We start from the raw sequence: 24,482 nt of genomic DNA, 5'->3' as shown, positions 1-24,482 counted from the left end.
CGTAGGTGCCCCGCAAAACCGTCCGTCTCATAGGGGAGGGGAAAGAGGAGAAGCCGAGACGGACGCCAAGACTGCAAAACCGTAAAACAAGCGTTGCGGTCTACGTTGATTAGTCAGGGCCTCGGAGGATAAGTTTCGGGCAAATACCAGGCGTTGCCCGCCAATTTGTATCAATTGGTGTCATATCCGCCCGCCCGCGCCTGAAAAAAAGCCTGCTCCAGCGGAGCAGGCTTTTTAGCTGATGCCCTGCGCGATCAGGCCGGGGCCAGGGCGCCACGCATCTTTTTCAGTGCGGCGGCCTCGATCTGGCGGATGCGCTCGGCCGAGACGCCGAACTCGGCGGCCAGCTCGTGCAGCGTGGCGCCGCCATCGTCCTGCAGCCAACGGGCCTCGACGATGCGCCGCGAACGCGGGTCCAGCGCCATGATGGCGTCGGACAAGCCCTTGCCCTGCAAGTCGTCGCGCGCCTTGCGCTCGAGCACGCGGGTCGGCTCTTCGCGGCACTCATCGGACAGGTAGGCAATGGGCGCGTAGCTGTCGTCGTCATCGTCCTGGTTTTCCAGCGACAGGTCGCGGCCCGAGAGCCGGACTTCCATCTCGCTGACGTCTTCGCGGCGGACATTGAGTTCGCGCGCGATGTGATCGACCTGCTCGGTGTCCAGCGTGTGGCCGTCGGGACGCATGCTGCGCAGGTTGAAGAACAGCTTGCGCTGGGCCTTGGTGGTCGCCACCTTGACCAGGCGCCAGTTGCGGATGATGTATTCGTGGATTTCGGCCTTGATCCAGTGCACGGCAAAGGACACCAGGCGCACGCCGCGCTCAGGGTCGAAACGCTTGACGGCCTTCATGAGGCCGACATTGCCTTCCTGGATGAGGTCGGCATGAGGCAGTCCATAGCCCAGGTATTGGCGGGCGACCGACACCACCAGCCGCAGGTGCGACAGCACCAGTTCGCGGGCGGCTTCGAGGTCGTCGCCGTCGCGCAGGCGGCGCGCCAGCGTGGACTCTTGCTCGGCGGTCAGCACCGGCAGGCGGTTGACGGTCGAGATATAGGCGTCGATCGTGCCCAACGCACCCGGATTGGCAACCGCCAAGGCCAAGGCGTTGCCCGAGGCGGCCAACGAGGGACTGGCAGAATTCATATTGCGGCCTCCATGGAACGAGGGGGAAAACGGCATGAGCTTGATGTTAGCACTCCAATACTTTGAGTGCTAATTCGACTATTGCGGCGCACCAAAGTTCCGGTTTTGCCCCTGGGAAACCAATACGTCACCTATTATTTTTGGGCCACCCGCTTGCCCACCAGTTCGATGACCGGGGCGAGCCGCCCCTGGAGCCCGGCCGGCAGGCCCAGGTTGGCCATGGGATGCATCAGCACCTCGACACGGCCGTCCTGCTCGCGCACCAGCACGCGCAGGGGCAAGTCCAGGGCCACATCGGGCGCGGCCAGCATGAGCGGCGTGCCCGCCTTGGGATTGCCGAATATCAGCACCTTGGCGGGCGGCATGGCCAGCCCGGCGGCCTTGGCCGCGCCGGCGTGGTCGATCTCGGCGAAGATCGTCATCCCCTGTTCGACCAGGCCCTGGCGCAAGTGGGTGACCGTTTCGTCGAAGCCGCGCGCGCTATTGAACTTGACCAGGGCGTCATGGGCCTGGGCGCCCGCCGCCATCGCCAGGGCCAGGGCGGCGCCCCCGATGAAACGCCGGATAAGGGGGAGTCGGGTGCTTGGCTTCATGATGCGCTCCTTGGCTTGCATGGGGAGCGGGCAAGTATAGAAAGCGCGCCGGGCCTCAGGGCCCGGGCCAGGCCCGAATTGGACCAAGGCCCGGCGGCTACCAGTCGCGCTGTTTCAGGCCCTGCGCCGTCGCCTCGTCGGCCGGGCGGATGAAGAGCGCGCCGCGCGGATCGAACAGCACCTGATAGTGCGCGCCGTCGAAAAGCGGCATATAGGCCGCGCTGCCATAGGTGACATCGACAAAGGGCAGCCAGCCCGGCAGCCAGCGCTTGACCGCGCTGATATCGGGCGCGGGCCAATCGTCCAGCACATGGACGGAGCGCGTGGCGCTTTGCTCGCGCCCGGCATCCCGGTAACGGCCGGACAGGCGCTCCAGGCGATACAGCGGCGGCGCCCCCGCGACCAGGGCCGGCAGCCGCCAGCGCACCACCTTGGCGTCGATCTGCCATTCATCGCCGTACAGGGTGTAGTCGCGCGCGCCCAGGCCCTGGGCCTGCGCCGACACCAGATATTGATTGTCGGCCTGGCGGCTGACGCGGATCTCGGCGACCGGCGCATCGGCGGTCAGGCGGAAGAACTGCACCAGCGACAGCGCCAGCAGCACGGATACGCCCGCCAGGGCCGCCAGCAGCAGGCCGACAAGGCGCCGCAGGGGCCGCAGGCGGAAGGTCTTGCGCCCCATGTCGTCGCGCGCCCCGCCACGGCCCAGCAACATGCCCAGGCCCAGCAGCAGCACGACGGCCGCCCCCAGGGCGACCCACACGAAAGGCGTCAACAGATCAGTCAATGGCAAGCGCTCCGGTCAGGGTCGCGAAAGTATAGAAGCGGCCCTGCCGGCAAGCCTTAACGCAAGCGCTCGACGTGAAACCGGATGTGATCCGCCATAAAGGTCGAGATGAAGTAATAGCCATGGTCGTAGCCCTCGTGGCGGCGCAATGTGAGCGCTTGCCCGGCATCCCGGCAGGCGGCCTCGAACACCTCGGGATACAGTTGCTCGGCCAGGAATTGATCCGACAGCCCCTGGTCGATCAGGATGCCCTCGGGATAGGGTTGGCGCCGGGCGCGCATCAGCTCGCTGGCATCGTGCTGGGCCCATGCCGAGGCGTCCTCGCCCAGATAGCCGGCGAAGGCCTTCCTGCCCCAGGGGCAGCGCGTGGGCGCGGCGATGGGCGCGAAGGCCGACACGCTGGCCCAGCGCCCCGGATGGCGCAAGGCCAGCGTCAGGGCGCCATGGCCGCCCATGGAGTGGCCGAAAATCCCGGCGCGCGCGGCATCGCCCGGCAGCTCGCCGGTCGCCAGGCCGAACAGCTCCCCGGCCACATAGCTTTCCATGCGGTAGTGCGGCGCGTAGCCTTCGGTGCGCGCATCCAGGTAGAAACCGGCGCCGACGCCGAAATCCCAATGATCGGTCTCGCCGGGCGCGCCCGCGCCGCGCGGGCTGGTGTCGCAGCTGACCAGCATGATGCCGTGCTCGGCGGCCAGCCGCTGGGCGCCGGCCTTGATCATGAAGGTCTCTTCCGTGCAGGTCAGCCCGGCCAGGTAGAACAGCACCGGCACACGGGCCGTCTCGGCCTGCCGCGGCAGGAAGACCGAAAACCGCATGGGCAGGCCGATCTCCACGGAATCATGGCGATAGAAACGCTGCCGCCCGCCAAAAGCGCGATGTTCAGAGAGCAGTTCCATGGCGCGTCCGTCAGTAAAGCACGACCGAACGGATAGACTCGCCGCGCTTCATCAGGTCAAAACCCTCGTTGATGCGATCCAGCGGCAGGGTGTGGGTGATCAGGTCGTCGATATTGATCTTGCCTTCCATATACCAATCCACGATCTTGGGCACGTCGGTGCGGCCGCGCGCCCCGCCGAAGGCCGAACCCTTCCACTCGCGTCCGGTCACCAGCTGGAAGGGACGGGTGCTGATCTCGGCGCCGGCCTCGGCCACGCCGATGATGATGGATTGGCCCCAGCCCTTGTGACAGCACTCCAGCGCCTGGCGCATGACCTTGGTGTTGCCGATGCACTCGAAGGAATAATCGGCGCCGCCGTCGGTGAGCTGCACGATGTGGTCGACCACGTTCTCGACGTCATTGGGATTGACGAAATGCGTCATGCCGAATTTGCGCGCCATGGCCTCGCGCTGCGGGTTCAGGTCCACGCCGATGATTTTGTCGGCGCCCACCATCTTGGCGCCCTGGATGACGTTCAGCCCGATGCCGCCCAGGCCGAACACGACCACATTGGCGCCGGCCTCGACCTTGGCCGTGTAGACCACGGCGCCGATGCCGGTGGTCACGCCGCAGCCGATGTAGCAGATCTTGTCGAAGGGCGCGTCCTCGCGCACCTTGGCCACGGCGATCTCCGGCACCACGATGTGGTTGGCGAAGGTGGAGGTCCCCATATAGTGGAAGATGGGCTTGCCGCCGATGGAAAAGCGCGAGCTGCCGTCCGGCATCAGGCCCTTGCCCTGGGTGCTGCGGATGGCCTGGCAGAGATTGGTCTTGCGCGACAGGCAGAACTTGCACTGGCGGCATTCCGGCGTGTAGAGCGGAATGACATGGTCGCCCTTGCGCAGCGAAGTGACCCCCGGCCCGACATCAACCACCACGCCGGCGCCCTCGTGGCCCAGGATGGCGGGGAAAATCCCCTCCGGGTCGGCGCCCGAGAGGGTGTAGTAGTCCGTGTGACAGATCCCGGTGGCCTTGACTTCGATCAGCACCTCGCCGGCACGCGGGCCGTCCAGATCGACTTCTTCGACGGTCAACGGGGCACCGGCCTTCCAGGCGATGGCGGCTTTGGTCTTCATAGGAGGCTCCTAGGTGTATCTGCGGGTACTGAAAAACAGTTCCAGATGTTAACCTGAGCGGTCATGTGTCTCCGGAAGCGAAATCGCGGGCTTGACCGCAGGCGACGGTGGCACTATTTATATAGGGTATAGATCCCCTAACGTGCTTGCGCCACCGCGAGACCTGATATGGCCCGTCTGCCCCGCCTGTATGCTCCAGGGCTGCCCCAATTGGTGCAGGCCAACTTCGTCCAGTCGCTGGCGTCGCCGTCCCAGCCCGCGCCTTCGGACATTCTCAATCAGCTGGCCGGTTGGTTAGGCGAGTCGGCGCAGCGCCACAAAGTGGCGGTGCACGGCTGGGTCCTCGCCAATGACCGCATTCTGCTGCTGGCCACGCCCGCCGACGAAGAAGGCCTGCCGCGCCTGATGCAGACGCTGGGCCGCAATCTGGCGGCCAGGCTGCGCGGCGGCCGCGTCTTCGCGGGCCGCTATCGCTCGGCCCTGCTGGAGCCCGGCGTCTGGGTGCTGCCTTCGCTGGTATGGGTGGAAACCTATCCGGTGCGCAGCGGCGCCTCGGTCGATGCCGACACCTGGCCCTGGTCATCGGCAGCCAGCCATACCGGCAACACCAGCGTCGCGCCCGCGCAATGGCAGTCCGATCACGCCGACTACTGGGCTTGCGGCAACACGCCCTTCGACCGCCAGGCCAACTACCGCAAGCTGCTGCATGACGGCCTGTCGCGCGAGCAGACCCAACGCATCGAGCAGGCAGTGTCCGGCCAGTGGGCGCTGGGCGGCGCGGATTTCATCGCCAGCCTGGCGCACACGGCCAGCCGCCGCGTGGCGCCCGGACAACGCGGACGGCCGCGCAAAAAACCGGCTGCCGCCGCCCCGGCCGCCGACACTCCCGATACAGCCGCCGCCCCCCCAGCCGCTCCCGCCGCCCCGCCGGGCGGCAACGGCGACACCAGCCACTGATCCTCCACCACCACCCGGCCGCGGCCGGGTGGTGTCATTTGGCCGACCTCCCCGTATCCCCGACGGCTTTCTTCGCGCGCCCCGGCCGCGCCCGAGGCGGGATTTCGGCCGCCGGCTGTGGTTATTTAATTGGTGACGCATAAATGGATTTTTGATGCTTTGCGGCCTCCACCCGGTAAGCGGCAAAAGCATGCACTTTGCAAACCGTTGAAGTAAAACGGATTTTTATATGTCCCTATTTTATATTGCAAGTTTCACGTCGGATTATATTTAGGGACATACCCCCAAAATACAGCTTGCGCTCCCCCCACGTAGCAGGTAAGGTCTTCACCCTGCACTGCAACATTCACGACGCAGGCCACTGCGGAGCGCGTTATGTCCCATACCCCCCAAAAAGAATCCTGTCGCCCGGTCGCGGCCGTCGCCATCGACGCCACGCGCATCGGCCTGCCCGCCGCCCAGGGCCTGTACAGCCCCCTGAACGAACATGACGCCTGCGGCGTCGGCTTTGTCGCCCATATCAAGGGCCGCAAGAGCCACGCCATCATCCAGCAGGGCCTGAAGATCCTCGAAAACCTCGACCATCGCGGCGCCGTGGGCGCCGACAAGCTGATGGGCGACGGCGCGGGCATCCTGATCCAGATCCCCGACACCCTCTACCGCGACGAGATGGCCCAACAGGGCGTGACCCTGCCGCCGCCCGGCGAGTACGGCGTGGCCATGGTCTTCCTGCCCAAGGAAACCGCCTCCCGCCTGGCCTGCGAGCAAGAGCTGGAGCGCTCGGTGCGCGCCGAAGGCCAGACCGTGCTGGGCTGGCGCGACGTGCCGGTCGACCGCGACATGCCCATGTCGCCGGCCGTGAGCGACTGCGAACCGGTCATCCGCCAGCTGTTCATCGGCCGCGGCGCCGACGTGATGGTGCCCGATGCCCTGGAGCGCAAGCTCTACGTCATCCGCAAGACCGCCAGCCACGCCATCCAGAACATGCACCTGGCGCACGGCAAGGAATACTTCGTGCCCTCGGCCTCGGTGCGCACCGTGGTCTACAAGGGCCTGCTGCTGGCCGACCAGGTCGGCCGCTATTACCGCGACCTGGCCGATCCGCGCACCGTCTCGGCCCTGGCCCTGGTGCACCAGCGCTTCTCGACCAACACCTTCCCGGCCTGGCCGCTGGCCCACCCCTACCGCATGATCGCCCACAACGGCGAAATCAACACGGTCAAGGGCAATTTCAACTGGCTGCGCGCCCGCGAAGGCATGATGCAGTCGGCGGTGCTGGGCGACGACCTCAAGAAGCTCTACCCCATCGTCTACGAAGGCCAGTCGGACACCGCCACCTTCGACAACTGCCTGGAACTGCTGGTCAACTCCGGCTATTCGCTGGCCCACGCGATGATGATGATGATCCCGGAAGCCTGGGAACAGCACACGCAGATGGACCAGAGCCGCCGCGCCTTCTACGAATACCACGCGGCCATGATGGAGCCCTGGGACGGTCCGGCCGCCGTGGCCTTCACCGATGGCCGCCAGATCGGCGCCACCCTGGACCGCAACGGCCTGCGCCCGGCCCGCTACCTGGTCACCGACGACGACATGGTCATCATGGCCTCGGAGGCCGGCACCCTGTCCATCCCCGAGAACCGCATCGTCAAGAAATGGCGCCTGCAGCCCGGCAAGATGTTCCTGATCGACCTGGAACAAGGCCGCATCATCGACGACAGCGAGATCAAGTCGCAGCTGGCCAACAGCCGCCCCTACCGCCAATGGATCGAGCGCCTGCAGATCAAGCTGGAGTCGCTGCCCGCGCCGCGCTCGGCCTCGCCGGCCACGCAAAGCCCGGTTGCGCTGCTGGACCGCCAGCAGGCCTTCGGCTGGACCCAGGAAGACTACAAGTTCATCCTGGAACCCATGGCCAGCACCGGCGAGGAAGTCATCGGCTCCATGGGCAATGACGCGCCCCTGGCCGTGCTGTCGAACCGCGCCAAGCCGTTCTACAACTATTTCCGCCAGCTGTTCGCGCAGGTGACCAACCCGCCGATCGACCCGATCCGCGAACAGATGGTCATGTCGCTGGTGTCCTTCATCGGTCCCAAGCCCAACCTGCTGGACATCAACAACGTCAACCCGCCGCTGCGCCTCGAAGTGTCGCAGCCGGTGCTGGATTTCGCCGCCATGGCGCAGATCCGTGACATCGACCAGGTCACCGGCCAGAAATTCCGCAGCTACGAACTGGATATCACCTATCCGTCCGCCTGGGGCTCGGAAGGCATCGAAGCCCGCGTGGCCGCGCTGTGCGCCCGCGCCGTGGACGCGGTGCAAAGCGGTTACAACATCCTCATCGTGTCCGACCGCCTGATCGACAGCGAGCGCGTCGCCATCCCGGCCCTGCTGGCCACCTCGGCGGTGCACCAGCACCTGATCCGCGCCGGCCTGCGCACCAATACCGGCCTGGTCGTGGAGACCGGCTCGGCGCGCGAAGTGCATCATTTCGCGCTCCTGGGCGGCTACGGCGCCGAAGCCGTCCACCCCTATCTGGCGCTGGAATCGCTGGGCCGCATGAGCAGCCCCGATAAGGCCGTCAAGAACTACATCAAGGCCATCGGCAAGGGTCTGAACAAGGTGATGTCCAAGATGGGCATCTCCACCTTCATGTCCTATTGCGGCGCCCAGATCTTCGAGGCCGTCGGCCTGCAGCGCGAGCTGGTCGAGAAATACTTCACCGGCACCGCCTCCAATATCGAAGGCATCGGCATCTTCCAGGTCGCCGAAGAGGCGCTGCGCATGCACCGCGCCGCCTTCAGCGCCGACCCGGTGCTCGAAAACGCCCTGGACGCCGGCGGCGAATACGCCTTCCGCATCCGCGGCGAAGAGCATATGTGGACGCCGGATTCGATCGCCAAGCTGCAGCACGCCTCGCGCTCGAACAACTACCGCACCTACAAAGAGTACGCGCAGATCATCAACGACCAGAGCCGCCGCCACATGACGCTGCGCGGCCTGTTCGAGTTCCGCGTCGACCCGGCCCGCGCCATTCCGCTGGACGAGGTCGAGCCGGCCAAGGAAATCGTGCGGCGCTTCGCCACCGGCGCCATGTCGCTGGGCTCCATCTCCACCGAGGCCCACTCGGTGCTGGCCGTGGCCATGAACCGCATCGGCGGCAAGTCCAACACGGGCGAGGGCGGCGAGGACGAGCTGCGCTACCGCGCCGAGATGCGCAAGGGCAAGAGCACCATCAAGGAAGGCGACACGCTGGCTTCGCTGCTGGGCCACGACCGCATCGAGGCCGATGTGCCCCTCAAGAAGGGCGACTCGCTGCGTTCGCGCATCAAGCAGGTGGCCTCGGGCCGTTTCGGCGTGTCGGCCGAATACCTGTCCAGCGCCGACCAGATCCAGATCAAGATGGCCCAGGGCGCCAAGCCCGGCGAGGGCGGCCAGCTGCCCGGCCACAAGGTCTCCGAATACATCGCCAAGCTGCGCTACTCCGTGCCCGGCGTGGGCCTGATTTCGCCCCCGCCGCACCATGACATCTACTCCATCGAGGATCTGGCCCAGCTGATCCACGACCTGAAGAACGTCAATTCGCGCGCCTCGATCTCGGTCAAGCTCGTGTCCGAAGTGGGCGTGGGCACGGTGGCCGCCGGCGTGGCCAAGGCCAAGGCCGACCACGTCGTGATCGCCGGCCATGACGGCGGCACGGGCGCCTCGCCGGTCTCGTCCATCAAGCACGCGGGCACGCCCTGGGAGCTCGGCCTGGCCGAAACCCAGCAGACCCTGGTGCTCAACCGCCTGCGCAGCCGCATCCGCGTGCAGGCCGACGGCCAAATGAAGACCGGCCGCGACGTCATCATCGGCGCGCTGCTGGGCGCCGACGAATTCGGCTTCGCCACCGCGCCGCTGGTGGTCGAAGGCTGCATCATGATGCGCAAGTGCCACCTGAACACCTGCCCGGTGGGCGTGGCCACGCAAGACCCCGAACTGCGCAAGAAATTCCAGGGCAAGCCCGAGCACGTCGTGAACTACTTCTTCTTCGTCGCCGAAGAAGTGCGCGAGATCATGGCCCAGCTGGGCATCCGCAAGTTCGACGACCTGATCGGCCGCACCGACCTGCTCGACATGCGCACCGGCATCGAACACTGGAAGGCGCATGGCCTGGATTTCCAGCGTGTCTTCCACCGCGTGACGTCCGACATCCCGGTGCGCCATACCGAAGAACAGGATCACGGCCTGTCCGGCGCCCTGGATCACCAGCTGATCGAGCGCGCCCGTCCCGCCCTCGAACGCGGCGAGAAGGTGTCCTTCATCGTCCCCGTGCGCAACCGCAACCGCACCATCGGCGCCATGCTGTCCGGCGCGGTGGCCGCGCGCTACGGCCACGAGGGCCTGCCCGACGACACCATCCACATCCAGTGCAACGGCACGGCCGGCCAGAGCTTCGGCGCCTTCCTGGCCCATGGCATCACCATGGACCTGGTCGGCGAAGCCAACGACTATGTCGGCAAGGGCCTGTCGGGCGGCCGCATCATCGTGCGCTCGCCCAATGACTTCCGCGGCTTTGGCCCGGATCACATCATTGCGGGCAACACCGTCATGTACGGCGCGCTGGCCGGCGAAGCCTTCTTCAATGGCGTGGCCGGCGAGCGCTTCGCGGTGCGCAACTCGGGCGCCGCGACCGTCGTCGAAGGCACGGGCGACCATGGCTGCGAATACATGACCGGCGGCACGGTCGTCGTCCTGGGCACGACCGGGCGCAACTTCGCCGCCGGTATGTCCGGCGGCGTGGCCTATGTCTGGGATCCGGATCGCAGCTTCAAGGAGCGCTGCAACCTGTCCATGGTCGAACTCGAGGCGGTGGCCCCGCATGCCGAGCAACAGGCCGCGGGCAACATCGAAATCTGGCACAGCGCGCAGCGCGGCGGCGAGCGCGAGACCGACGAAACCATTCTGCGCCGTCTGGTGGAAGACCACTTCCGCTACACCGGCAGCTTCCGCGCCCGCGAAATCCTGGGCGACTGGGAAGCCGCGCGCGGCAAGTTCGTCAAAGTCATGCCGACGGAATACCGCCGTGCCCTGGGTGAATTGTGGCGTGCAGCCAACCCGCAACAAATGGCTGCCTGAGGACCGAAATGGGAAAGATCACTGGCTTCATGGAGTATCAACGCCTGCAAGAGGCGTCGGAGGCTCCGCAAAAGCGCCTGAAGAACTGGCGCGAATTCGTCCTGCATCTGAACGATGACCAGGCCAAGCAACAGGCGGCGCGCTGCATGGACTGCGGCATCCCGTTCTGCAACAACGGCTGCCCGGTCAACAACATCATTCCGGACTGGAACGATCTGGTCTACCGCCAGGATTGGCGCGCGGCGCTGGACGTGCTGCACTCGACCAACAACTTCCCGGAGTTCACCGGCCGCATCTGCCCGGCGCCCTGCGAAGCAGCCTGTACCTTGAACATCAATAGCGACGCCGTGGGCATCAAGTCCATCGAGCACGCCATCATCGACAAGGGCTGGGCCGAAGGCTGGGTGCTGCCCAAGCTGCCGGCGCGCAAGACCGGCAAGCGCGTGGCCGTGGTGGGTTCCGGCCCGGCCGGCCTGGCCTGCGCCCAGCAGCTGGCGCGCGCCGGCCACGCCGTGACCGTCTTCGAAAAGAGCGATCGCATCGGCGGCCTGCTGCGCTACGGCATTCCCGACTTCAAGCTCGAAAAAGCCCAGATCGACCGCCGCATCGTGCAAATGGAAGCCGAAGGCGTGGAGTTCGCGCCCTCGACCTTCATCGGCAATGCCAGCGACCCGGCCGCCGACGGCCTGAGCGTGCGCACCCCGCAATCGCTGCTGGACGAATTCGACGCCGTGGTCATGAGCGGCGGCTCGGAAACCCCGCGCGACCTGCCCGTGCCCGGCCGCGAACTCGAAGGCGTCTATTACGCCATGGACTTCCTGCGCCAGCAGAACAAGGCCGTGGCCGGCGACCGCCTGAGCAACCAGACCCTGGCCCGCGGCAAGCACGTCGTGGTGATCGGCGGCGGCGACACCGGCTCGGACTGCGTGGGCACCAGCAACCGCCATGGCGCGCTGTCGGTGACCCAGTTCGAACTGCTGCCCCAGCCGCCCGAGCACGAGAACAAGCCCATGGTCTGGCCCTATTGGCCGCTCAAGCTGCGCACCTCGTCCTCGCACGAAGAAGGCTGCCAGCGCGACTGGTCGGTCACCACCAAGGCCTTCAAGGGCGCCAATGGCAAGATCGAAAAACTCGTCGGCGCCCGCGTCGAATGGGTCAAGGACGAAGCCACCGGCCAAATGAAGATGCGCGAGATCGAAGGCTCCGAGTTCGAGATCAAGGCGGACCTGGTGCTGCTGGCCATGGGTTTTGTCTCCCCGGTGCAAAGCGTGCTCGACGCCTTTGGCGTGGACCGCGATCCGCGCGGCAATGTGCGCGCCAACACCGACGACTACCAGACCAATGTGCCCAAGGTCTTCGCCGCCGGCGATATGCGCCGCGGACAGTCGCTGGTGGTCTGGGCCATCCGCGAAGGCCGCCAGTGCGCCCGCTCCGTGGACGCCTTCCTGATGGGAAGCTCCGAGCTGCCGCGCTGATTTTCCGGGCTTGCAGCCACAAGGCCGGCCGGCGCCATGCGCCCGCCGGCCTTGTTTCTGGGCGCGCCGGGCTGTCGCGCGATGCCCACATCCGCGCCATGAGTCCGGCGGACTTGACCCAGGTCAAGGCCGCCCGGCCCGGCGTCTGCGAACCTCTGCCCCTACCGTCATCACGACATCTGGAGAGAGGAAATGCATTCGGTTCCCGGGCGCGGTCGCGCTATTGTCCTGGCTGCGCTGTGCGCCGCCGCCCTGTCCACCCCCGCCCAGGCCCACGAAGAAGGCGATTGGCTGTTCAAGGTGGGCGCCACGCAGGTGCGCCCGAAATCCAATAACGGCAGCGTGCTCAACGGCACGGTGGACCTGGACGTCAATAACAGCGTCCGCCCGTCCTTCACCATCACCTATATGGCCACGCGCAACGTCGGCATCGAACTGCTGGGCGCCTGGCCCTTCGAGCACGACATCCGCGGCAGCGGCCTGGGCAAGATCGCCAGCACCAAGCACCTGCCGCCCACGCTCAGCCTGCAATGGCATTTCCTGCCGGACAGCACCGTCCAGCCCTATGTCGGCGTGGGCCTGAACTACACCCATTTCTTCGACACCAAGACCACCGGCGCCCTGTCCGGCTCGGATCTCAAGCTGAAGGACTCCTGGGGCGTTGCCGCCCAGCTCGGCGTGGACATCAAACTCAGCGAACGCTGGTTCATGAATGCCGACCTGCGCTACATCGACATTTCGTCCAAGGTGAAACTCAACGGCGAGCGCGTCGGCACCGCCCGTATCGACCCCTGGGTGGCCACCATCGGCGTGGGCTACCGCTTCTGAGGCCGCCGCGGCCCGCCCGGCCCTGATGGCCGGGCGTCCTACTTTGCGCCGGGCCGAAAGACCCTGACAATGGAGCGGCTATTATCAGCGCCGGTCCGGCAACATCGCGCTGCAATCAGTCACGTCCCTAGGGTCGTGTTGAATTTACTGTTTCCGGGCCCGCTCTCGGCCCGTCCGACTATCGGAAAACACTGTTCCATGGGTGCGCCGCCCTCGCGGCGCCCAGGGGGCTCGGGCTACAATGACCCCTTTGCCAACCGCGACCGCGCCCGGGCTATCTCCCGCGGGGCGTCGAGCAACCCACCCGCTGCCCATGCCCGTTTCCACTCGCAACAGCTCGGATCTCGTACTGTCCTGCCAGGACGTGGCGCTGGGTTATGGCGACTTCACGGTGCTTTCGGGCATCACGCTCGAAGTCCATGCCGGCCAAGTCGTCGCCATCATGGGCGGTTCGGGCTCGGGCAAGACCACGCTGCTGCGCGCGGCCACCGGCCAGATCCTGGCCCAGCAGGGCGAAGTCCAGGCTTTCGGCCAGGACATCGCCACCGCCAGCCCCCAGGCCCTGCAGGGCCTGCGCAAGCGCATGGGGGTGCTGTTCCAGCAGGGCGCGCTCTTTACCGACCTCAATGTCTTCGAAAACGTCGCGTTCCCGCTGCGCGAGCACACCGCCAGCAGCGAGGCCGAGGTTCTCGAAAAAGTGCTGGACAAGCTCGACGCCGTCGGCCTGCGCGCCGCCGCCCACCTGCGCGTGGCCGAGATCTCGGGCGGCATGGCGCGCCGCGTGGCCCTGGCCCGCGCCGTCGTCCTGGAGCCCGAGCTCATCCTCTATGACGAGCCCTTCGCCGGCCTGGACCCCATCTCCATGGGCATCACGGCCCGCTTGATCCGGCATCTGTCCGACCGGCTGCACTGCGCTTCGGTCCTAATCACCCATGACATCCAGGAATCCTTCGCCATCGCCGACCGCGTCTACCTGGTGGGGCAGGGCCAACTGAAGGCCTCCGGCACGCCCGAGACGCTGGCCGCTTCCGAAGATCCCTATGTCCGCCAGTTCCTGGACGGCGCGCCCGATGGGCCGGTGGCCTTCCGCTATCCGGAGACGCCGGCCTTCCAGGCCTGGCTGGGGCAACAGCAAGGACGCAGACCATGAGCGCCCGTTTCATCACCGCCATCGGCGCCGGATTGGGCAACACCATCCGCGGCGTCGGCTTTTTCACCCGGTTTTTCGGCGCCGTGCTGGCCCGCTCGGGCATCGTCCTGCAGCGCCCGCGCCTGGTGTCCCAGCAAGTCCATTTCATCGGCAACTATTCGCTGCTGATCATCGCCGTGTCCGGCATGTTCGTGGGGTTCGTGCTGGGCCTGCAAGGCTATTACACCCTCAACCGCTATGGCTCCGAAGAGGCGCTCGGCCTGCTGGTGGCCCTGTCGCTGGTGCGCGAGCTCGGGCCGGTGGTGACCGCGCTCCTGTTCGCCGGCCGCGCCGGCACCTCGCTGACCGCCGAGATCGGCCTCATGAAGGCCGGCGAACAGCTCGCCGCCATGGAGGTCATGGCGGTCGACCCCATGCGCCGGGTGCTGGTGCCGCGCTTCTGGGGCGGCGTCATCGCCATGCCCATCCTGGCCTCGGTCTTCTCCATGGTCGGCATCCTGGGCGGCTGGGTTGTCGGGGTGGTCATGATCGGCGTGGACACCGGCGCGTTCTGGTCGCAGATGCAAGACGGCGTCGACGTCTGGAACGACGTCGCCAACGGCGTCATCAAGAGCCTGGTCTTCGGCGTCACCGTCACCCTGGTGGCGCTTTACGAAGGCTGGCAGGCCCGCCCCACGCCCGAAGGCGTGGCGCGCGCCACCACCCGCACCGTGGTGGTGGGCTCGCTGGCCGTGCTGGGCCTGGACTTTCTCCTGACTGCCCTGATGTTTGGCAATTGATACGGATTCATCATGTCACGTGAAAAAACCGATTTCTGGGTTGGCCTGTTCGTGCTGCTGGGCGCCGCGGCGCTGGTGTTCCTGGCCTTGCGCGCCGGCAACCTGAGCAGTTTCTCCTTTGCGCCCACCTACACGCTCAGCGCCAATTTCGACAATATCGGCGGCCTGAAAGTGCGCGCCCCGGTCAAGAGCGCCGGCGTGGTCGTGGGCCGTGTCTCACGCATCGCTTTCGATGACAAGAGCTTCCAGGCCGTGGTCACCATGGACCTCGAAACGCCATATCAATTCCCCTCGGACTCTTCGGCCAGCATCCTGACCTCGGGCCTGCTGGGCGAACAATACATCGGCGTCACCCCCGGCAGCGAAGAGGAGAATTTTGCCGATGGCGGCAAAATCCGCTATACACAAAGCGCCGTCGTCCTGGAGCAGCTGATCAGCAAGTTCCTGTACGGCACGGCGGAAAAACAAGGTACGGCGGCCGGCACGGCCCCCTGAGCCCGGGCGCGCGGCGCCATATCGTCAAAAATACGAATACCTCTCGAAGGCGCGTTACACCATGAACATGCAAGCCCTCACCCGACTGATCACCATCGCCGCGGCCGGCGCCGTGCTGGCCGGCTGCGCCGCGCCGCAGCACCCGGATCCCCGGGATCCCTGGGAGGGCTTCAACCGTGGCGTCTACAAATTCAACGACACCGTGGACCGCGCCCTGTTCAAGCCGGTCGCCCAGGGCTATACCTATGTCGTGCCCTCGCCGGTGCGCACCTGCGTGCACAATATGTTCAGCAACCTGGGCGATGTCTGGGCCGGCGCCAACAGCATGCTGCAAGGCCGCGGCCACGACTTCATCAACACCCTGGGCCGCTTCCTGTTCAACACCACCATGGGCGTGGGCGGCTGCATCGACGTCGCTTCCATGAATGGCGCGCGCAAGATCCCCAATGACTTCGGCACCACGCTGGGCGTCTGGGGCTTCGGCCAGGGCCCCTACCTCGTGCTGCCTTTCTGGGGCGCGAGCTCGGTGCGCGACGGCGTCGGCCTGATCGGCGACTGGAACGGCAATCAGCTGGCCACGGTCGGCGCCATCGACAACGTTCCCCTGCGCAATTCGCTGTGGGGCCTGGAGTTCATCGACGCGCGCGCCAACCTGCTGGATGTCACCGACACGGTCGACCGCGTGGCGCTGGACCCCTACAGCTTCGTGCGCGACGCCTATCTGCAGCGCCGCGCGGCCATGGTGCGCGGCGACCGGGTCGGCGACGAGTCGAGCCTGCCCAACTATGAGGATGACGAGGACGACACGTCCTCCAAGGCGGCCCCCGCCGCCACGCAACCGGCCAAGTAAAGCCGGGCAAGAAAGAAGGAGTTTCCATGCGGTTTTCTGTTTTTGCTTTTCTGCAACGTGTTTTGCTGGCCTGCGCCCTCGCCGTGAGCGGCGCGGCGGCCGCCCAGACGCCCGATCCCATGGGCGCGCCCGACCAGTTTGTCCTGAATGCCGCCAATCAGACGATCAACGTCCTGAAGGCCGACCGTGGCGTGAAGTCCGGCGACCTGAGCCGCATCAACCAGGTGGTCGACCAGCACATCCTGCCCTACGTCAATTTCGAGAAGACCACGCGGCTGGCCGCCGGCCGCTATTGGCGCCAGGCCACGGACGACCAGAAAAAACGTCTGGCCGAGGCCTTCCGCGGCACCCTGGTGCGCACCTACAGCGGCGCGCTCATCAAGGTGGACAACGGCACCACCATCCAGCTGCTGCCGCAGCGCGGCGACCCCAACGCCAACGACGTGGTCGTGCGCTCGCTCATCAGCCAGACCAACTCCCAGCCCGTCCAGGTGGATTACCGCCTCGAAAAGAGCCCCCAGGGCTGGCGCATCTACGACCTGAACGTCGAAGGCATCTGGCTGATCGAAAACTACCGCAACCAGTTCGCCCAGCAGATCAACCAAAGCGGCATCGACGGCCTGATCGACGCCCTGAACCGCCGCAACCAATAGGATTGCGGCGGCAGGCGGCCCCCTCCCGGGCCGCCTTGCGGGGGCAAGGCGCGGGCCCCTCTATAATGGCGGTTTCGCTCTTTCCGGGCGCCAACCGGGCATGACCCGGGACTTTCCGCCGCGTTTATGTCAGCCGTCAGCCTCGAACACGTCTCCAAGATCTATCCGCCTCGCCGGCAAGGATGGAAAAGCCTGTTTGGCGCCTCGGCCGGACCAGGCTTCCAGGCCCTGAAGGACGTCAGCCTGCGCATCGAGCATGGCGAGTTCTTCGGCCTGCTGGGCCCCAATGGCGCCGGCAAGACCACGCTGATCTCCATCCTGGCGGGGCTGGCCCATGCCACCGAGGGCCGGGCCAGCGTCTGCGGCTATGACGTCGTCGCCGACTACAAGGAAGCCCGCCGCGCCCTGGGCGTCGTGCCCCAAGAATTGGTGTACGACCCCTTTTTCACCGTGCGCGAGACCCTGCGTCTGCAATCCGGCTATTTCGGCTTGCGCAACAATGACGACTGGATAGACGAGATCCTCTTCAACCTGGGCCTGGCCGACAAGGCCGACGCCAATATGCGCGCCCTGTCCGGCGGCATGAAGCGGCGGGTGCTGGTGGCCCAGGCCCTGGTGCACCGCCCGCCGGTCATCGTGCTGGACGAGCCGACCGCCGGCGTGGACGTGGACCTGCGCCGCACCCTCTGGGAATTCATTTCGCGCCTGAACCGCGCCGGCCACACCATCATGCTCACCACCCACTACCTCGAAGAAGCCGAGGCCCTGTGCGGCCGCATCGCCATGCTCAAGGGCGGGCGCATCGTGGCCCTGGATACGACCCAGGCCCTGCTGGCCCGCGTGGGCGGGGTGGACCTGGAGGACGCCTTCGTGCGCATCATGCACCAGGAAGATCCGCCGCCCGCGTCCCTGATCGACGAGGAGACCCTGTCGTGAGCGCCTCCCAGCCGCTGGTGCAGCCGCGCCTGGACGCGGGCTCGGGGTTTCCGACCCTCTTGCGCAAGGAATTGCTGCGCTTCTGGAAGGTGAGCTTCCAGACCATTGCCGCGCCCGTCATCACGGCGCTGCTCTATCTGCTGGTGTTTGCCCATGTGCTGGAAGGCCGGCTGATGGTCTACGGCTCGGTGCCGTACACCGCCTTCCTGATCCCCGGGCTCATGATGATGAGCATGCTGCAGAACGCCTTCGCCAACCCCTCGTCCTCGCTCATCCAGAGCCGGATCACGGGCAATCTGGTGTTTGTGCTGCTGCCGCCGCTGTCGCACCGGGAGTTCTTCGCCGCCTATGTCATCGCCGCCATCGTGCGCGGCATCGCCGTGGGCCTGTGCGTCTGGCTGGTGGCGCTGTTTTTCGTGCCGCTGGTCCCCAGCCACCCGCTCTGGGTGCTGGCCTTCGCCGTGCTGGCCTGCGGCATCATGGCGGTGCTGGGCGTGGTGGCCGGACTCTGGTCGGAAAAATTCGATCAGCTGGCCGCCTTCCAGAACTTTCTCGTGATGCCGGCCACCTTCCTGTCCGGCGTGTTCTACTCTATCCATACCCTGCCGCCCTTCTGGCAGGCCGTGTCGCACTGGAACCCGCTCTTCTACACCATCGACGGCTTCCGCCACGGCTTTTTCGGCGTCTCCGACGTCTCGCCCTGGCACAGCCTGGCGGTGGTGGCCGGCGTCTTCCTCGTCCTTTCGTTATTCGCGCTGCGCCTGCTGGCGAGCGGCTACAAGCTTCGGAACTGACCCATGCTTCCCACCCCCGAGCAAGTCCGCCAATACATCGTGGACGGACTGCCCTGTGAACATATCGACGTGCAAGGCGATGGCTCGCATTTCGACGCGGTCATCGTCAGCCCCGCCTTCGAGGGCAAGCGCCTGATCGCCCGCCACCAGCTGGTCTACGCCGCCCTGGGCGACCGCATGAAAGCCGAAATCCACGCGCTGTCCATGCGGACCCTCACCCCCGACGAATTCCGCAAGGCGGGCCGCTGATGGACAAGCTGCGCATCACCGGCGGCGCCCGGCTGGAAGGTGAAGTCTCCATCTCCGGCGCCAAGAATTCGGCCCTGCCCATCCTGTGCGCCAGCCTGTTGACGGCCGAGCCGGTCAACCTGGCCAATGTGCCGCAGCTCAACGACACCCGGACCATGCTGCGCCTGCTGGGCCAGCTGGGCGTGAAGTCCGAGAGCTCGGGCACGCAGGTCATGCTGCAAGCCGACCAGGTCGGCAGCCTGGAGGCGCCCTATGAGCTGGTCAAGACCATGCGCGCCTCCATCCTGGTGCTGGGCCCGCTGGTGGCCCGCTTCGGCGAAGCCCGCGTGAGCCTGCCGGGCGGCTGCACCATCGGCCAGCGTCCGGTGGACCAGCACATCAAGGGTCTGCAGGCCCTGGGCGCCGAGATCACCATGGAGCACGGCTTCGTGGTCGCGCGCGCCAAGCGCCTGAAGGGCGCCTCGGTGCGCACCGACATGGTCACGGTCACCGGCACCGAGAACCTGCTGATGGCCGCCGTGCTGGCCGAGGGCCAGACCATCCTCGAAAACGCCGCGCGCGAACCCGAGGTGGTGGACCTGGCCGAACTGCTCATCAAGATGGGCGCCCGCATCCGGGGCCACGGCACCGACCGCATCGTCATCGACGGCGTGCAGCGCCTGCACGGCGCCACGCACACCGTCATCTCCGACCGCATCGAAGCCGGCACCTTTCTGTGCGCCGTCGGCGCGGCGGGCGGCGACATCATGCTGCGCAACACCGACCCGGCCATCATGGGCGCCACGCTGGACAAACTGGCGGAAGCCGGCCTGACCATCGAGACCGGCCCGGACTGGATCCGCGGCGCCATGGCCGGCCGCCCCAAGGCCGTCGATCTGCGCACCCACGAATACCCCGGCCTGGCCACCGACATGCAGGCCCAGCTGATGGCCCTCAATACCGTGGCCGAGGGCACCGCCCTCGTGGTCGAGAACATCTTCGAGAACCGCTTCATGCACGTGCAGGAACTCTGCCGGCTGGGCGCGGAGATCGATATCGACGGCCATACCGCCGTGGTGCGCGGCGTGCGCCAGCTTTCGGGCGCCAAGGTCATGGCGACCGACCTGCGCGCCTCGGCCAGCCTGGTGATCGCCGGCCTGGCGGCCGAGGGCATCACCCTGGTCGACCGCATCTACCATCTGGACCGCGGCTACGACCGCATGGAAGTCAAACTGCGCAATCTCGGCGCGCGCATCGAGCGCGTCTCCGGCAAGGAAGAGGAATGAGCATCGCCCCCGCGCCCCTGACACTGGCCCTGTCCAAGGGGCGCATTTTCGAAGAGACCATGCCGCTGCTGGCCGAGGCCGGCATCGAAGTGGGCGAAAACCCCGAAAGCTCCCGCAAGCTGATCCTGCCGACCAGCGACCCCGGGCTGCGGCTGATCATCGTGCGCGCCTCCGACGTGCCCACCTATGTGCAATATGGCGCGGCCGACTTCGGCATCGCCGGCAAGGACGTGCTGATCGAGCACGCCGCCGGCCAGCCCGGCCGCCTGTACCAGCCCATCGACCTGAACATCGCCAAGTGCCGCCTGAGCGTGGCCGTGCGCCAGGACTTCGACTACGCCGCGGCCGTGCACCAGGGCGCCCGCCTGCGCGTGGCGACCAAATACGTGCAGTCCGCGCGCGAGCACTTCGCCAGCAAAGGGGTCTACGTCGACATCATCAAGCTGTACGGCTCGATGGAGCTGGCCCCCCTGGTCGGCCTGGCCGACGCCATCGTGGACCTGGTGTCCACCGGCGGCACCCTGCGGGCCAACGGCCTGCGCGAAGTCGAGGCCATCATGCCGATCTCTTCGCGCCTCATCGTCAACCAGGCCTCGCTCAAGACCCGCGGCGACCGCCTGCAACCGTTGCTGGACGCCTTCCAGCGCGCCTCGGCGCGCCAGGACTGACCTGCTTTCTTGAAGACCGACGCCATGGCCTTGATCAACCGACTCGATTCCCGCGACGCGGGCTTCCAAACCGCCTTGTCCCGCCTGCTGGCCTTCGAAGCCTCCGAGGACGAATCCATCGACCGCGCCGCCGCCGGCATCCTGGCCGATGTGCGCGCCCGCGGCGATGCCGCCCTGCTCGAATACACCCAGCGCTTTGACCGCATGGCCGTGGACAGCGCGGCCGCGCTCGAAATCCCCGCCTCCGAACTGCACGCGGCGCTGGCCGCGCTGCCGGCCGCGCAGCGCAACGCCCTCGAAGCCGCCGCCGACCGCGTGCGCGCCTATCACGAGCACCAGCGCGCCGAGACCTGGACCTATACCGATGCCGAGGGCACCATGCTCGGCCAGCAGGTCACGCCCCTGGACCGCGTGGGCCTCTACGTCCCGGGCGGCAAGGCCGCCTATCCGTCCTCGGTGCTGATGAACGCCATTCCGGCCAAGGTGGCCGGCGTGCCCGAGCTCATCATGGTCACGCCCACGCCCGACGGCCAGCGCAACCCCATCGTGCTGGCGGCCGCGGCCATCGGCGGCGTGGACCGCGTCTTCGCCATCGGCGGCGCGCAGGCCGTGGGCGCCCTGGCCTATGGCACGGCCACCGTGCCGGCGGTCGACAAGATCGTCGGCCCGGGCAATGCCTATGTCGCGGCGGCCAAGCGGCGCGTTTTCGGCGTGGTGGGCATCGACATGATCGCCGGCCCGAGCGAAATCCTGGTCATCTGCGACGGCAAGACGCCGGCCGACTGGATCGCCATGGATCTGTTCTCCCAGGCCGAACACGACGAACTGGCCCAGTCCATCCTGCTGTGCCCCGATGCGGCCTATATCGACGAGGTCGAGGCCGCCATCGAGCGCCTGCTGCCCACCATGCCGCGCGCCGACATCCTGCGCGTGAGCCTGGCCAACCGGGGCGCGCTGATCCTGGTGCGCGACCTGGACGAAGCCTGCGCCATCGCCAACACGATCGCGCCCGAACACCTGGAAATCTCCACCGAGCAGCCCGAAATCTGGACCGCCCGCATCCGCCACGCCGGCGCCATCTTCATGGGGCGCTACAGCTCCGAGGCGCTGGGCGATTACTGTGCCGGGCCCAACCACGTGCTGCCCACGTCGCGCACGGCCCGCTTTTCCTCGCCGCTGGGCGTCTATGACTTCCAGAAACGCTCCAGCCTGATCCAGGTATCGCGGCAGGGCGCCCAGACCCTGGGCCGCATCGCCGCCGAGCTGGCGCTGGGCGAAGGCCTGCAGGCTCACGCGGCCAGCGCGCAATACCGCCTCGACGAGCAACCATGACCAGCGCCGCCAGCCGGGTCGCCCGCACGGTGCGCGCCGACATCCAGGCGCAAACCGCGTATCCGGTGGCCCCGAGCGCCGCGGACGTCATCAAGCTCGACGCCATGGAATGCCCCTACCCGCTGCCGCAGCGGGTGCGCCAGGCCATTGCCGAAGCGGCGCTCGCCACCCCCCTGAACCGCTATCCGCAGGCCGATCTCTCGGCGCTCAAGGCCGAGGTGGCCGCCGCCTTCGGCGTGCCCCCCGAGGCCGGCCTGCTGTTCGGCAATGGCTCCGACGAGCTCATCCACCTGCTGGTGCAAGCCTGTTGCGAGCCTGGCGACACCGTGCTGTCGCCCTGGCCGTCCTTTGTCTACTTCGAGATGGCGGCGCGTTTTGACCACGCCCGCTTCGAGGGCGTGCCGCTGACCGCCGACCTGGAACTGGACCTGCCCGCCATGCTGGCGGCCATCGAACAGCATCGGCCCAAGCTGGTCTTCCTGGCGCTGCCCAACAACCCCACCGGCGGCCTGTGGCCCGACGACGCCGTCGAAGCCATCCTGCGGGCCGCCCCCGGCCTGGTGGTCATCGACGAGGCCTACCAGCCCTTCGCCGGCCACAGCTGGATGCCCCGCGTGACCCGCCTGCCCAATGCCGTGGTCATGCGCACCGTCTCCAAGATCGGCCTGGCCGGCCTGCGTTTCGGCTACCTGGCCGGCCACCCGGACTGGATCGCCCAGATCGACAAAGTGCGTCCGCCGTACAACGTCGACGTGCTGACCCAGGCCGTGCTGCGCGCCGTGCTGCGCGACAAGGCCGTGCTCGACGAACAGGCCGCGCGCCTGCGCGCCGACCGCGAACCGCTGGCCCGGGCCCTGGCCGCGCTGCCCGGCGTCAGGGTCTACCCGAGTGCCGGGAATTTCATTCTTGCGCGCTTTTCCGGCAAGCTGGACGGCAACGCCGTGCATCTCGCCCTGAAAACGCGCAAAATACTGGTTAGAAACTTTTCGGCGGCGCATCCCTTGCTGGCCAACTGCCTGCGCATCTCGGTCGGCACCCCCGAAGAAAACGCGGCCCTGCTCGCCGCCCTGCAAGACATACTGAGTCCCTGACATGCGTACCGCAGAAATCATCCGCAACACCAACGAGACGCGCATCCGCGTGGCCGTCAACCTGGACGGCACCGGCAAGCAGAGCATAGACACCGGCGTGCCCTTCCTGGACCACATGCTGGACCAGATCGCGCGCCACGGCCTGGTCGATCTCGAGATCAAGGCCGAGGGCGATCTGCACATCGACGCGCACCACACCGTCGAGGACGTCGGCATCACGCTGGGCATGGCGATCGCCAAGGCCATCGGCAACAAGGCCGGCCTGCGCCGCTACGGCCACGCCTACGTGCCGCTGGACGAAGCGCTGTCGCGCGTGGTGATCGATTTCTCGGGCCGTCCCGGGCTGGAGTACCACATCGACTTCACACGCGCGCGCATCGGCGACTTCGACGTCGATCTCACCCGCGAATTCTTCCAGGGCCTGGTCAACCACGCCCTGATGACGCTGCATATCGACAACCTGCGCGGCGTCAACGCCCACCATCAGGCCGAAACGGTATTCAAGGCCTTCGGCCGCGCCCTGCGCATGGCCATGGAGGTCGATCCCCGCATGGGCGACGTCATCCCGTCGACCAAGGGCGTGCTGTAACACCGAGGCCCAAGAATTGAGCACTATCGCCATCGTCGACTACGGCATGGGCAATTTCCATTCCGTGGCCCGCGCGCTGCAATACGCCGCGCCCCAAGCCAATATCCGCATCTGCAACCGCAACGAGGACATCGACGCGGCCGACCGCGTCGTCTTTCCCGGCCAGGGCGCCATGCCCGACTGCATGCGCACCCTGAATGAATCGGGGCTGGCCGAATCCGTGCTGCGCGCGGCCCGCAACAAGCCCCTGCTTGGCGTATGCGTGGGCGAACAGATGCTGTTTGCCGCCAGCGAAGAGGGCGACACGCCCTGCCTGGGCATCTTCCCCGGCCAGGTGCGCCGCTTCGCCGGCCCGCGCTTTGCCGATGTCGTGACGGCCGACGCCCAGGGCAATACCGGCCCCGTGAGCGCCGACACCGCCGACGAACGCCTCAAAGTCCCGCACATGGGATGGAACAAAGTCCGTCAAACGCGCTCTCACCCGCTATGGGAGGGCATTCCTGACGAGGCGCATTTCTATTTTGTGCACAGTTATTACGCCGTCCCCGAAGATCCGTCCTTGACGGTCGGGGAAAGCGATTACGGACTTGCCTTTACCTGCGCTGTGGCCGCCAGTAACATTTTCGCGGTGCAATTCCACCCGGAAAAGAGTGCCGAACACGGTTTGCGCCTGTACCGCAATTTTGTAGACTGGCAACCATAGCCGCCTCCGGACGAGCCC

23 protein-coding genes are annotated in these 24,482 nt (G+C 66.7%); 18 read left to right on the top strand and 5 right to left on the bottom strand.

The genetic code is table 11. The annotated features are described in order from the left end of the window. Positions 1–254: 254 nt before the first annotated feature. From rpoH to L540_RS05205, 5 genes are all read right to left on the bottom strand, one after another. Complete coding sequence (gene rpoH, locus L540_RS05225; protein WP_043210488.1) at positions 255–1,142, bottom strand: RNA polymerase sigma factor RpoH; 888 nt, start codon at positions 1,140–1,142, stop codon at positions 255–257. A 134-nt stretch (positions 1,143–1,276) separates the two neighbouring features. Beyond that, on the bottom strand, positions 1,277–1,735 hold the full coding sequence (locus tag L540_RS05220; protein ID WP_043211115.1) for a DUF302 domain-containing protein: 459 nt from the start codon (positions 1,733–1,735) through the stop codon (positions 1,277–1,279). 97 nt (positions 1,736–1,832) lie between these two features. Further along, positions 1,833–2,522, bottom strand: coding sequence for a hypothetical protein (locus L540_RS05215; protein ID WP_043210489.1), 690 nt, complete (start codon positions 2,520–2,522; stop codon positions 1,833–1,835). A gap of 56 nt (positions 2,523–2,578) precedes the next feature. Next, on the bottom strand, positions 2,579–3,418 hold the full coding sequence (fghA, locus tag L540_RS05210; protein WP_043210491.1) for an S-formylglutathione hydrolase: 840 nt from the start codon (positions 3,416–3,418) through the stop codon (positions 2,579–2,581). A 10-nt stretch (positions 3,419–3,428) separates the two neighbouring features. After that, positions 3,429–4,535 (bottom strand): S-(hydroxymethyl)glutathione dehydrogenase/class III alcohol dehydrogenase, encoded by a 1,107-nt coding sequence (locus tag L540_RS05205; RefSeq protein ID WP_043210493.1) that lies wholly within the window; start codon positions 4,533–4,535, stop codon positions 3,429–3,431. 168 nt (positions 4,536–4,703) lie between these two features. Between L540_RS05205 and L540_RS05200 the strand changes: the two genes are divergently transcribed. The 18 genes from L540_RS05200 to hisH all read left to right on the top strand — a co-directional run bounded on the left by L540_RS05200 (position 4,704) and on the right by hisH (position 24,464). Next, a complete protein-coding gene (locus L540_RS05200) occupies positions 4,704–5,492 on the top strand; it encodes a hypothetical protein (protein ID WP_043210494.1) in 789 nt (262 codons plus the stop codon). 375 nt (positions 5,493–5,867) lie between these two features. Continuing rightward, a complete protein-coding gene (locus tag L540_RS05195) occupies positions 5,868–10,607 on the top strand; it encodes a glutamate synthase-related protein (protein ID WP_043210498.1) in 4,740 nt (1,579 codons plus the stop codon). A gap of 8 nt (positions 10,608–10,615) precedes the next feature. Then, a complete protein-coding gene (locus tag L540_RS05190; protein WP_043210501.1) occupies positions 10,616–12,082 on the top strand; it encodes a glutamate synthase subunit beta in 1,467 nt (488 codons plus the stop codon). Between the two features lie 192 nt (positions 12,083–12,274). Beyond that, positions 12,275–12,910 carry an OmpW/AlkL family protein gene (locus tag L540_RS05185; protein ID WP_043210504.1) on the top strand — a complete coding sequence of 212 codons (636 nt, stop codon included), beginning with the start codon at positions 12,275–12,277 and terminating at the stop codon, positions 12,908–12,910. Positions 12,911–13,223: 313 nt separating this feature from the next. Next, positions 13,224–14,060 (top strand): ABC transporter ATP-binding protein, encoded by an 837-nt coding sequence (locus L540_RS05180; RefSeq protein ID WP_043210506.1) that lies wholly within the window; start codon positions 13,224–13,226, stop codon positions 14,058–14,060. Next, positions 14,057–14,839 carry a lipid asymmetry maintenance ABC transporter permease subunit MlaE gene (gene mlaE / locus L540_RS05175; RefSeq protein WP_043210508.1) on the top strand — a complete coding sequence of 261 codons (783 nt, stop codon included), beginning with the start codon at positions 14,057–14,059 and terminating at the stop codon, positions 14,837–14,839. The genes L540_RS05180 and mlaE overlap by 4 nt, the downstream gene beginning before the upstream one ends. Positions 14,840–14,851: 12 nt before the next feature. Beyond that, a complete protein-coding gene (gene mlaD, locus L540_RS05170; RefSeq protein ID WP_043210510.1) occupies positions 14,852–15,334 on the top strand; it encodes an outer membrane lipid asymmetry maintenance protein MlaD in 483 nt (160 codons plus the stop codon). 61 nt (positions 15,335–15,395) lie between these two features. After that, positions 15,396–16,184: an MlaA family lipoprotein gene (locus L540_RS05165; protein ID WP_043210512.1), complete on the top strand. Its 789-nt coding sequence runs from the start codon at positions 15,396–15,398 to the stop codon at positions 16,182–16,184. Between the two features lie 26 nt (positions 16,185–16,210). Continuing rightward, on the top strand, positions 16,211–16,837 hold the full coding sequence (locus L540_RS05160) for an MlaC/ttg2D family ABC transporter substrate-binding protein (protein ID WP_043210514.1): 627 nt from the start codon (positions 16,211–16,213) through the stop codon (positions 16,835–16,837). Positions 16,838–16,963: 126 nt separating this feature from the next. Beyond that, positions 16,964–17,773 carry an ABC transporter ATP-binding protein gene (locus tag L540_RS05155; RefSeq protein ID WP_043210516.1) on the top strand — a complete coding sequence of 270 codons (810 nt, stop codon included), beginning with the start codon at positions 16,964–16,966 and terminating at the stop codon, positions 17,771–17,773. Further along, positions 17,770–18,567 carry an ABC transporter permease gene (locus tag L540_RS05150; protein WP_043210517.1) on the top strand — a complete coding sequence of 266 codons (798 nt, stop codon included), beginning with the start codon at positions 17,770–17,772 and terminating at the stop codon, positions 18,565–18,567. Before L540_RS05155 ends, L540_RS05150 begins: the two co-directional genes overlap by 4 nt. Before the next feature lie 3 nt (positions 18,568–18,570). Continuing rightward, complete coding sequence (locus L540_RS05145) at positions 18,571–18,816, top strand: BolA family protein (protein ID WP_043210519.1); 246 nt, start codon at positions 18,571–18,573, stop codon at positions 18,814–18,816. Next, positions 18,816–20,081, top strand: a complete 1,266-nt coding sequence (murA, locus tag L540_RS05140; RefSeq protein ID WP_043210521.1) for a UDP-N-acetylglucosamine 1-carboxyvinyltransferase — start codon at positions 18,816–18,818, stop codon at positions 20,079–20,081. The genes L540_RS05145 and murA overlap by 1 nt, the downstream gene beginning before the upstream one ends. Continuing rightward, positions 20,078–20,749, top strand: a complete 672-nt coding sequence (gene hisG / locus L540_RS05135; protein ID WP_043210523.1) for an ATP phosphoribosyltransferase — start codon at positions 20,078–20,080, stop codon at positions 20,747–20,749. Before murA ends, hisG begins: the two co-directional genes overlap by 4 nt. Positions 20,750–20,773: 24 nt before the next feature. After that, the gene (gene hisD / locus L540_RS05130; RefSeq protein WP_043211117.1) at positions 20,774–22,081 is read left to right on the top strand and encodes a histidinol dehydrogenase; all 1,308 of its coding nucleotides are present in this window, start codon (positions 20,774–20,776) and stop codon (positions 22,079–22,081) included. Next, positions 22,078–23,172 carry a histidinol-phosphate transaminase gene (gene hisC / locus L540_RS05125; RefSeq protein WP_043210524.1) on the top strand — a complete coding sequence of 365 codons (1,095 nt, stop codon included), beginning with the start codon at positions 22,078–22,080 and terminating at the stop codon, positions 23,170–23,172. The genes hisD and hisC overlap by 4 nt, the downstream gene beginning before the upstream one ends. A gap of 1 nt (position 23,173) precedes the next feature. Next, a complete protein-coding gene (gene hisB / locus L540_RS05120; protein WP_043210526.1) occupies positions 23,174–23,761 on the top strand; it encodes an imidazoleglycerol-phosphate dehydratase HisB in 588 nt (195 codons plus the stop codon). A gap of 16 nt (positions 23,762–23,777) precedes the next feature. After that, positions 23,778–24,464: an imidazole glycerol phosphate synthase subunit HisH gene (gene hisH, locus L540_RS05115; protein WP_043210528.1), complete on the top strand. Its 687-nt coding sequence runs from the start codon at positions 23,778–23,780 to the stop codon at positions 24,462–24,464. Positions 24,465–24,482 lie beyond the last annotated feature (18 nt).

This window comes from Bordetella pseudohinzii (assembly GCF_000657795.2).
Classification (GTDB): Bacteria; Pseudomonadota; Gammaproteobacteria; order Burkholderiales; family Burkholderiaceae_B; genus Bordetella; species Bordetella pseudohinzii.
This window is presented reverse-complemented; position numbering and strand designations above follow the sequence as displayed.

Excerpts from the sequence above, each read along its gene's own strand:
- rpoH (WP_043210488.1), bottom strand. The coding sequence starts at position 1,142 with ATGAATTCTGCCAGTCCCTCGTTGGCCGCCTCGGGCAACGCCTTGGCC.
- L540_RS05220 (WP_043211115.1), bottom strand. The coding sequence starts at position 1,735 with ATGAAGCCAAGCACCCGACTCCCCCTTATCCGGCGTTTCATCGGGGGC.
- fghA (WP_043210491.1), bottom strand. The coding sequence starts at position 3,418 with ATGGAACTGCTCTCTGAACATCGCGCTTTTGGCGGGCGGCAGCGTTTC.
- L540_RS05205 (WP_043210493.1), bottom strand. The coding sequence starts at position 4,535 with ATGAAGACCAAAGCCGCCATCGCCTGGAAGGCCGGTGCCCCGTTGACC.
- L540_RS05200 (WP_043210494.1), top strand. The coding sequence starts at position 4,704 with ATGGCCCGTCTGCCCCGCCTGTATGCTCCAGGGCTGCCCCAATTGGTG.
- L540_RS05195 (WP_043210498.1), top strand. The coding sequence starts at position 5,868 with ATGTCCCATACCCCCCAAAAAGAATCCTGTCGCCCGGTCGCGGCCGTC.
- L540_RS05190 (WP_043210501.1), top strand. The coding sequence starts at position 10,616 with ATGGGAAAGATCACTGGCTTCATGGAGTATCAACGCCTGCAAGAGGCG.
- L540_RS05185 (WP_043210504.1), top strand. The coding sequence starts at position 12,275 with ATGCATTCGGTTCCCGGGCGCGGTCGCGCTATTGTCCTGGCTGCGCTG.
- L540_RS05180 (WP_043210506.1), top strand. The coding sequence starts at position 13,224 with ATGCCCGTTTCCACTCGCAACAGCTCGGATCTCGTACTGTCCTGCCAG.
- mlaE (WP_043210508.1), top strand. The coding sequence starts at position 14,057 with ATGAGCGCCCGTTTCATCACCGCCATCGGCGCCGGATTGGGCAACACC.
- mlaD (WP_043210510.1), top strand. The coding sequence starts at position 14,852 with ATGTCACGTGAAAAAACCGATTTCTGGGTTGGCCTGTTCGTGCTGCTG.
- L540_RS05165 (WP_043210512.1), top strand. The coding sequence starts at position 15,396 with ATGAACATGCAAGCCCTCACCCGACTGATCACCATCGCCGCGGCCGGC.
- L540_RS05160 (WP_043210514.1), top strand. The coding sequence starts at position 16,211 with ATGCGGTTTTCTGTTTTTGCTTTTCTGCAACGTGTTTTGCTGGCCTGC.
- L540_RS05155 (WP_043210516.1), top strand. The coding sequence starts at position 16,964 with ATGTCAGCCGTCAGCCTCGAACACGTCTCCAAGATCTATCCGCCTCGC.
- L540_RS05145 (WP_043210519.1), top strand. The coding sequence starts at position 18,571 with ATGCTTCCCACCCCCGAGCAAGTCCGCCAATACATCGTGGACGGACTG.
- murA (WP_043210521.1), top strand. The coding sequence starts at position 18,816 with ATGGACAAGCTGCGCATCACCGGCGGCGCCCGGCTGGAAGGTGAAGTC.
- hisG (WP_043210523.1), top strand. The coding sequence starts at position 20,078 with ATGAGCATCGCCCCCGCGCCCCTGACACTGGCCCTGTCCAAGGGGCGC.
- hisD (WP_043211117.1), top strand. The coding sequence starts at position 20,774 with ATGGCCTTGATCAACCGACTCGATTCCCGCGACGCGGGCTTCCAAACC.
- hisC (WP_043210524.1), top strand. The coding sequence starts at position 22,078 with ATGACCAGCGCCGCCAGCCGGGTCGCCCGCACGGTGCGCGCCGACATC.
- hisB (WP_043210526.1), top strand. The coding sequence starts at position 23,174 with ATGCGTACCGCAGAAATCATCCGCAACACCAACGAGACGCGCATCCGC.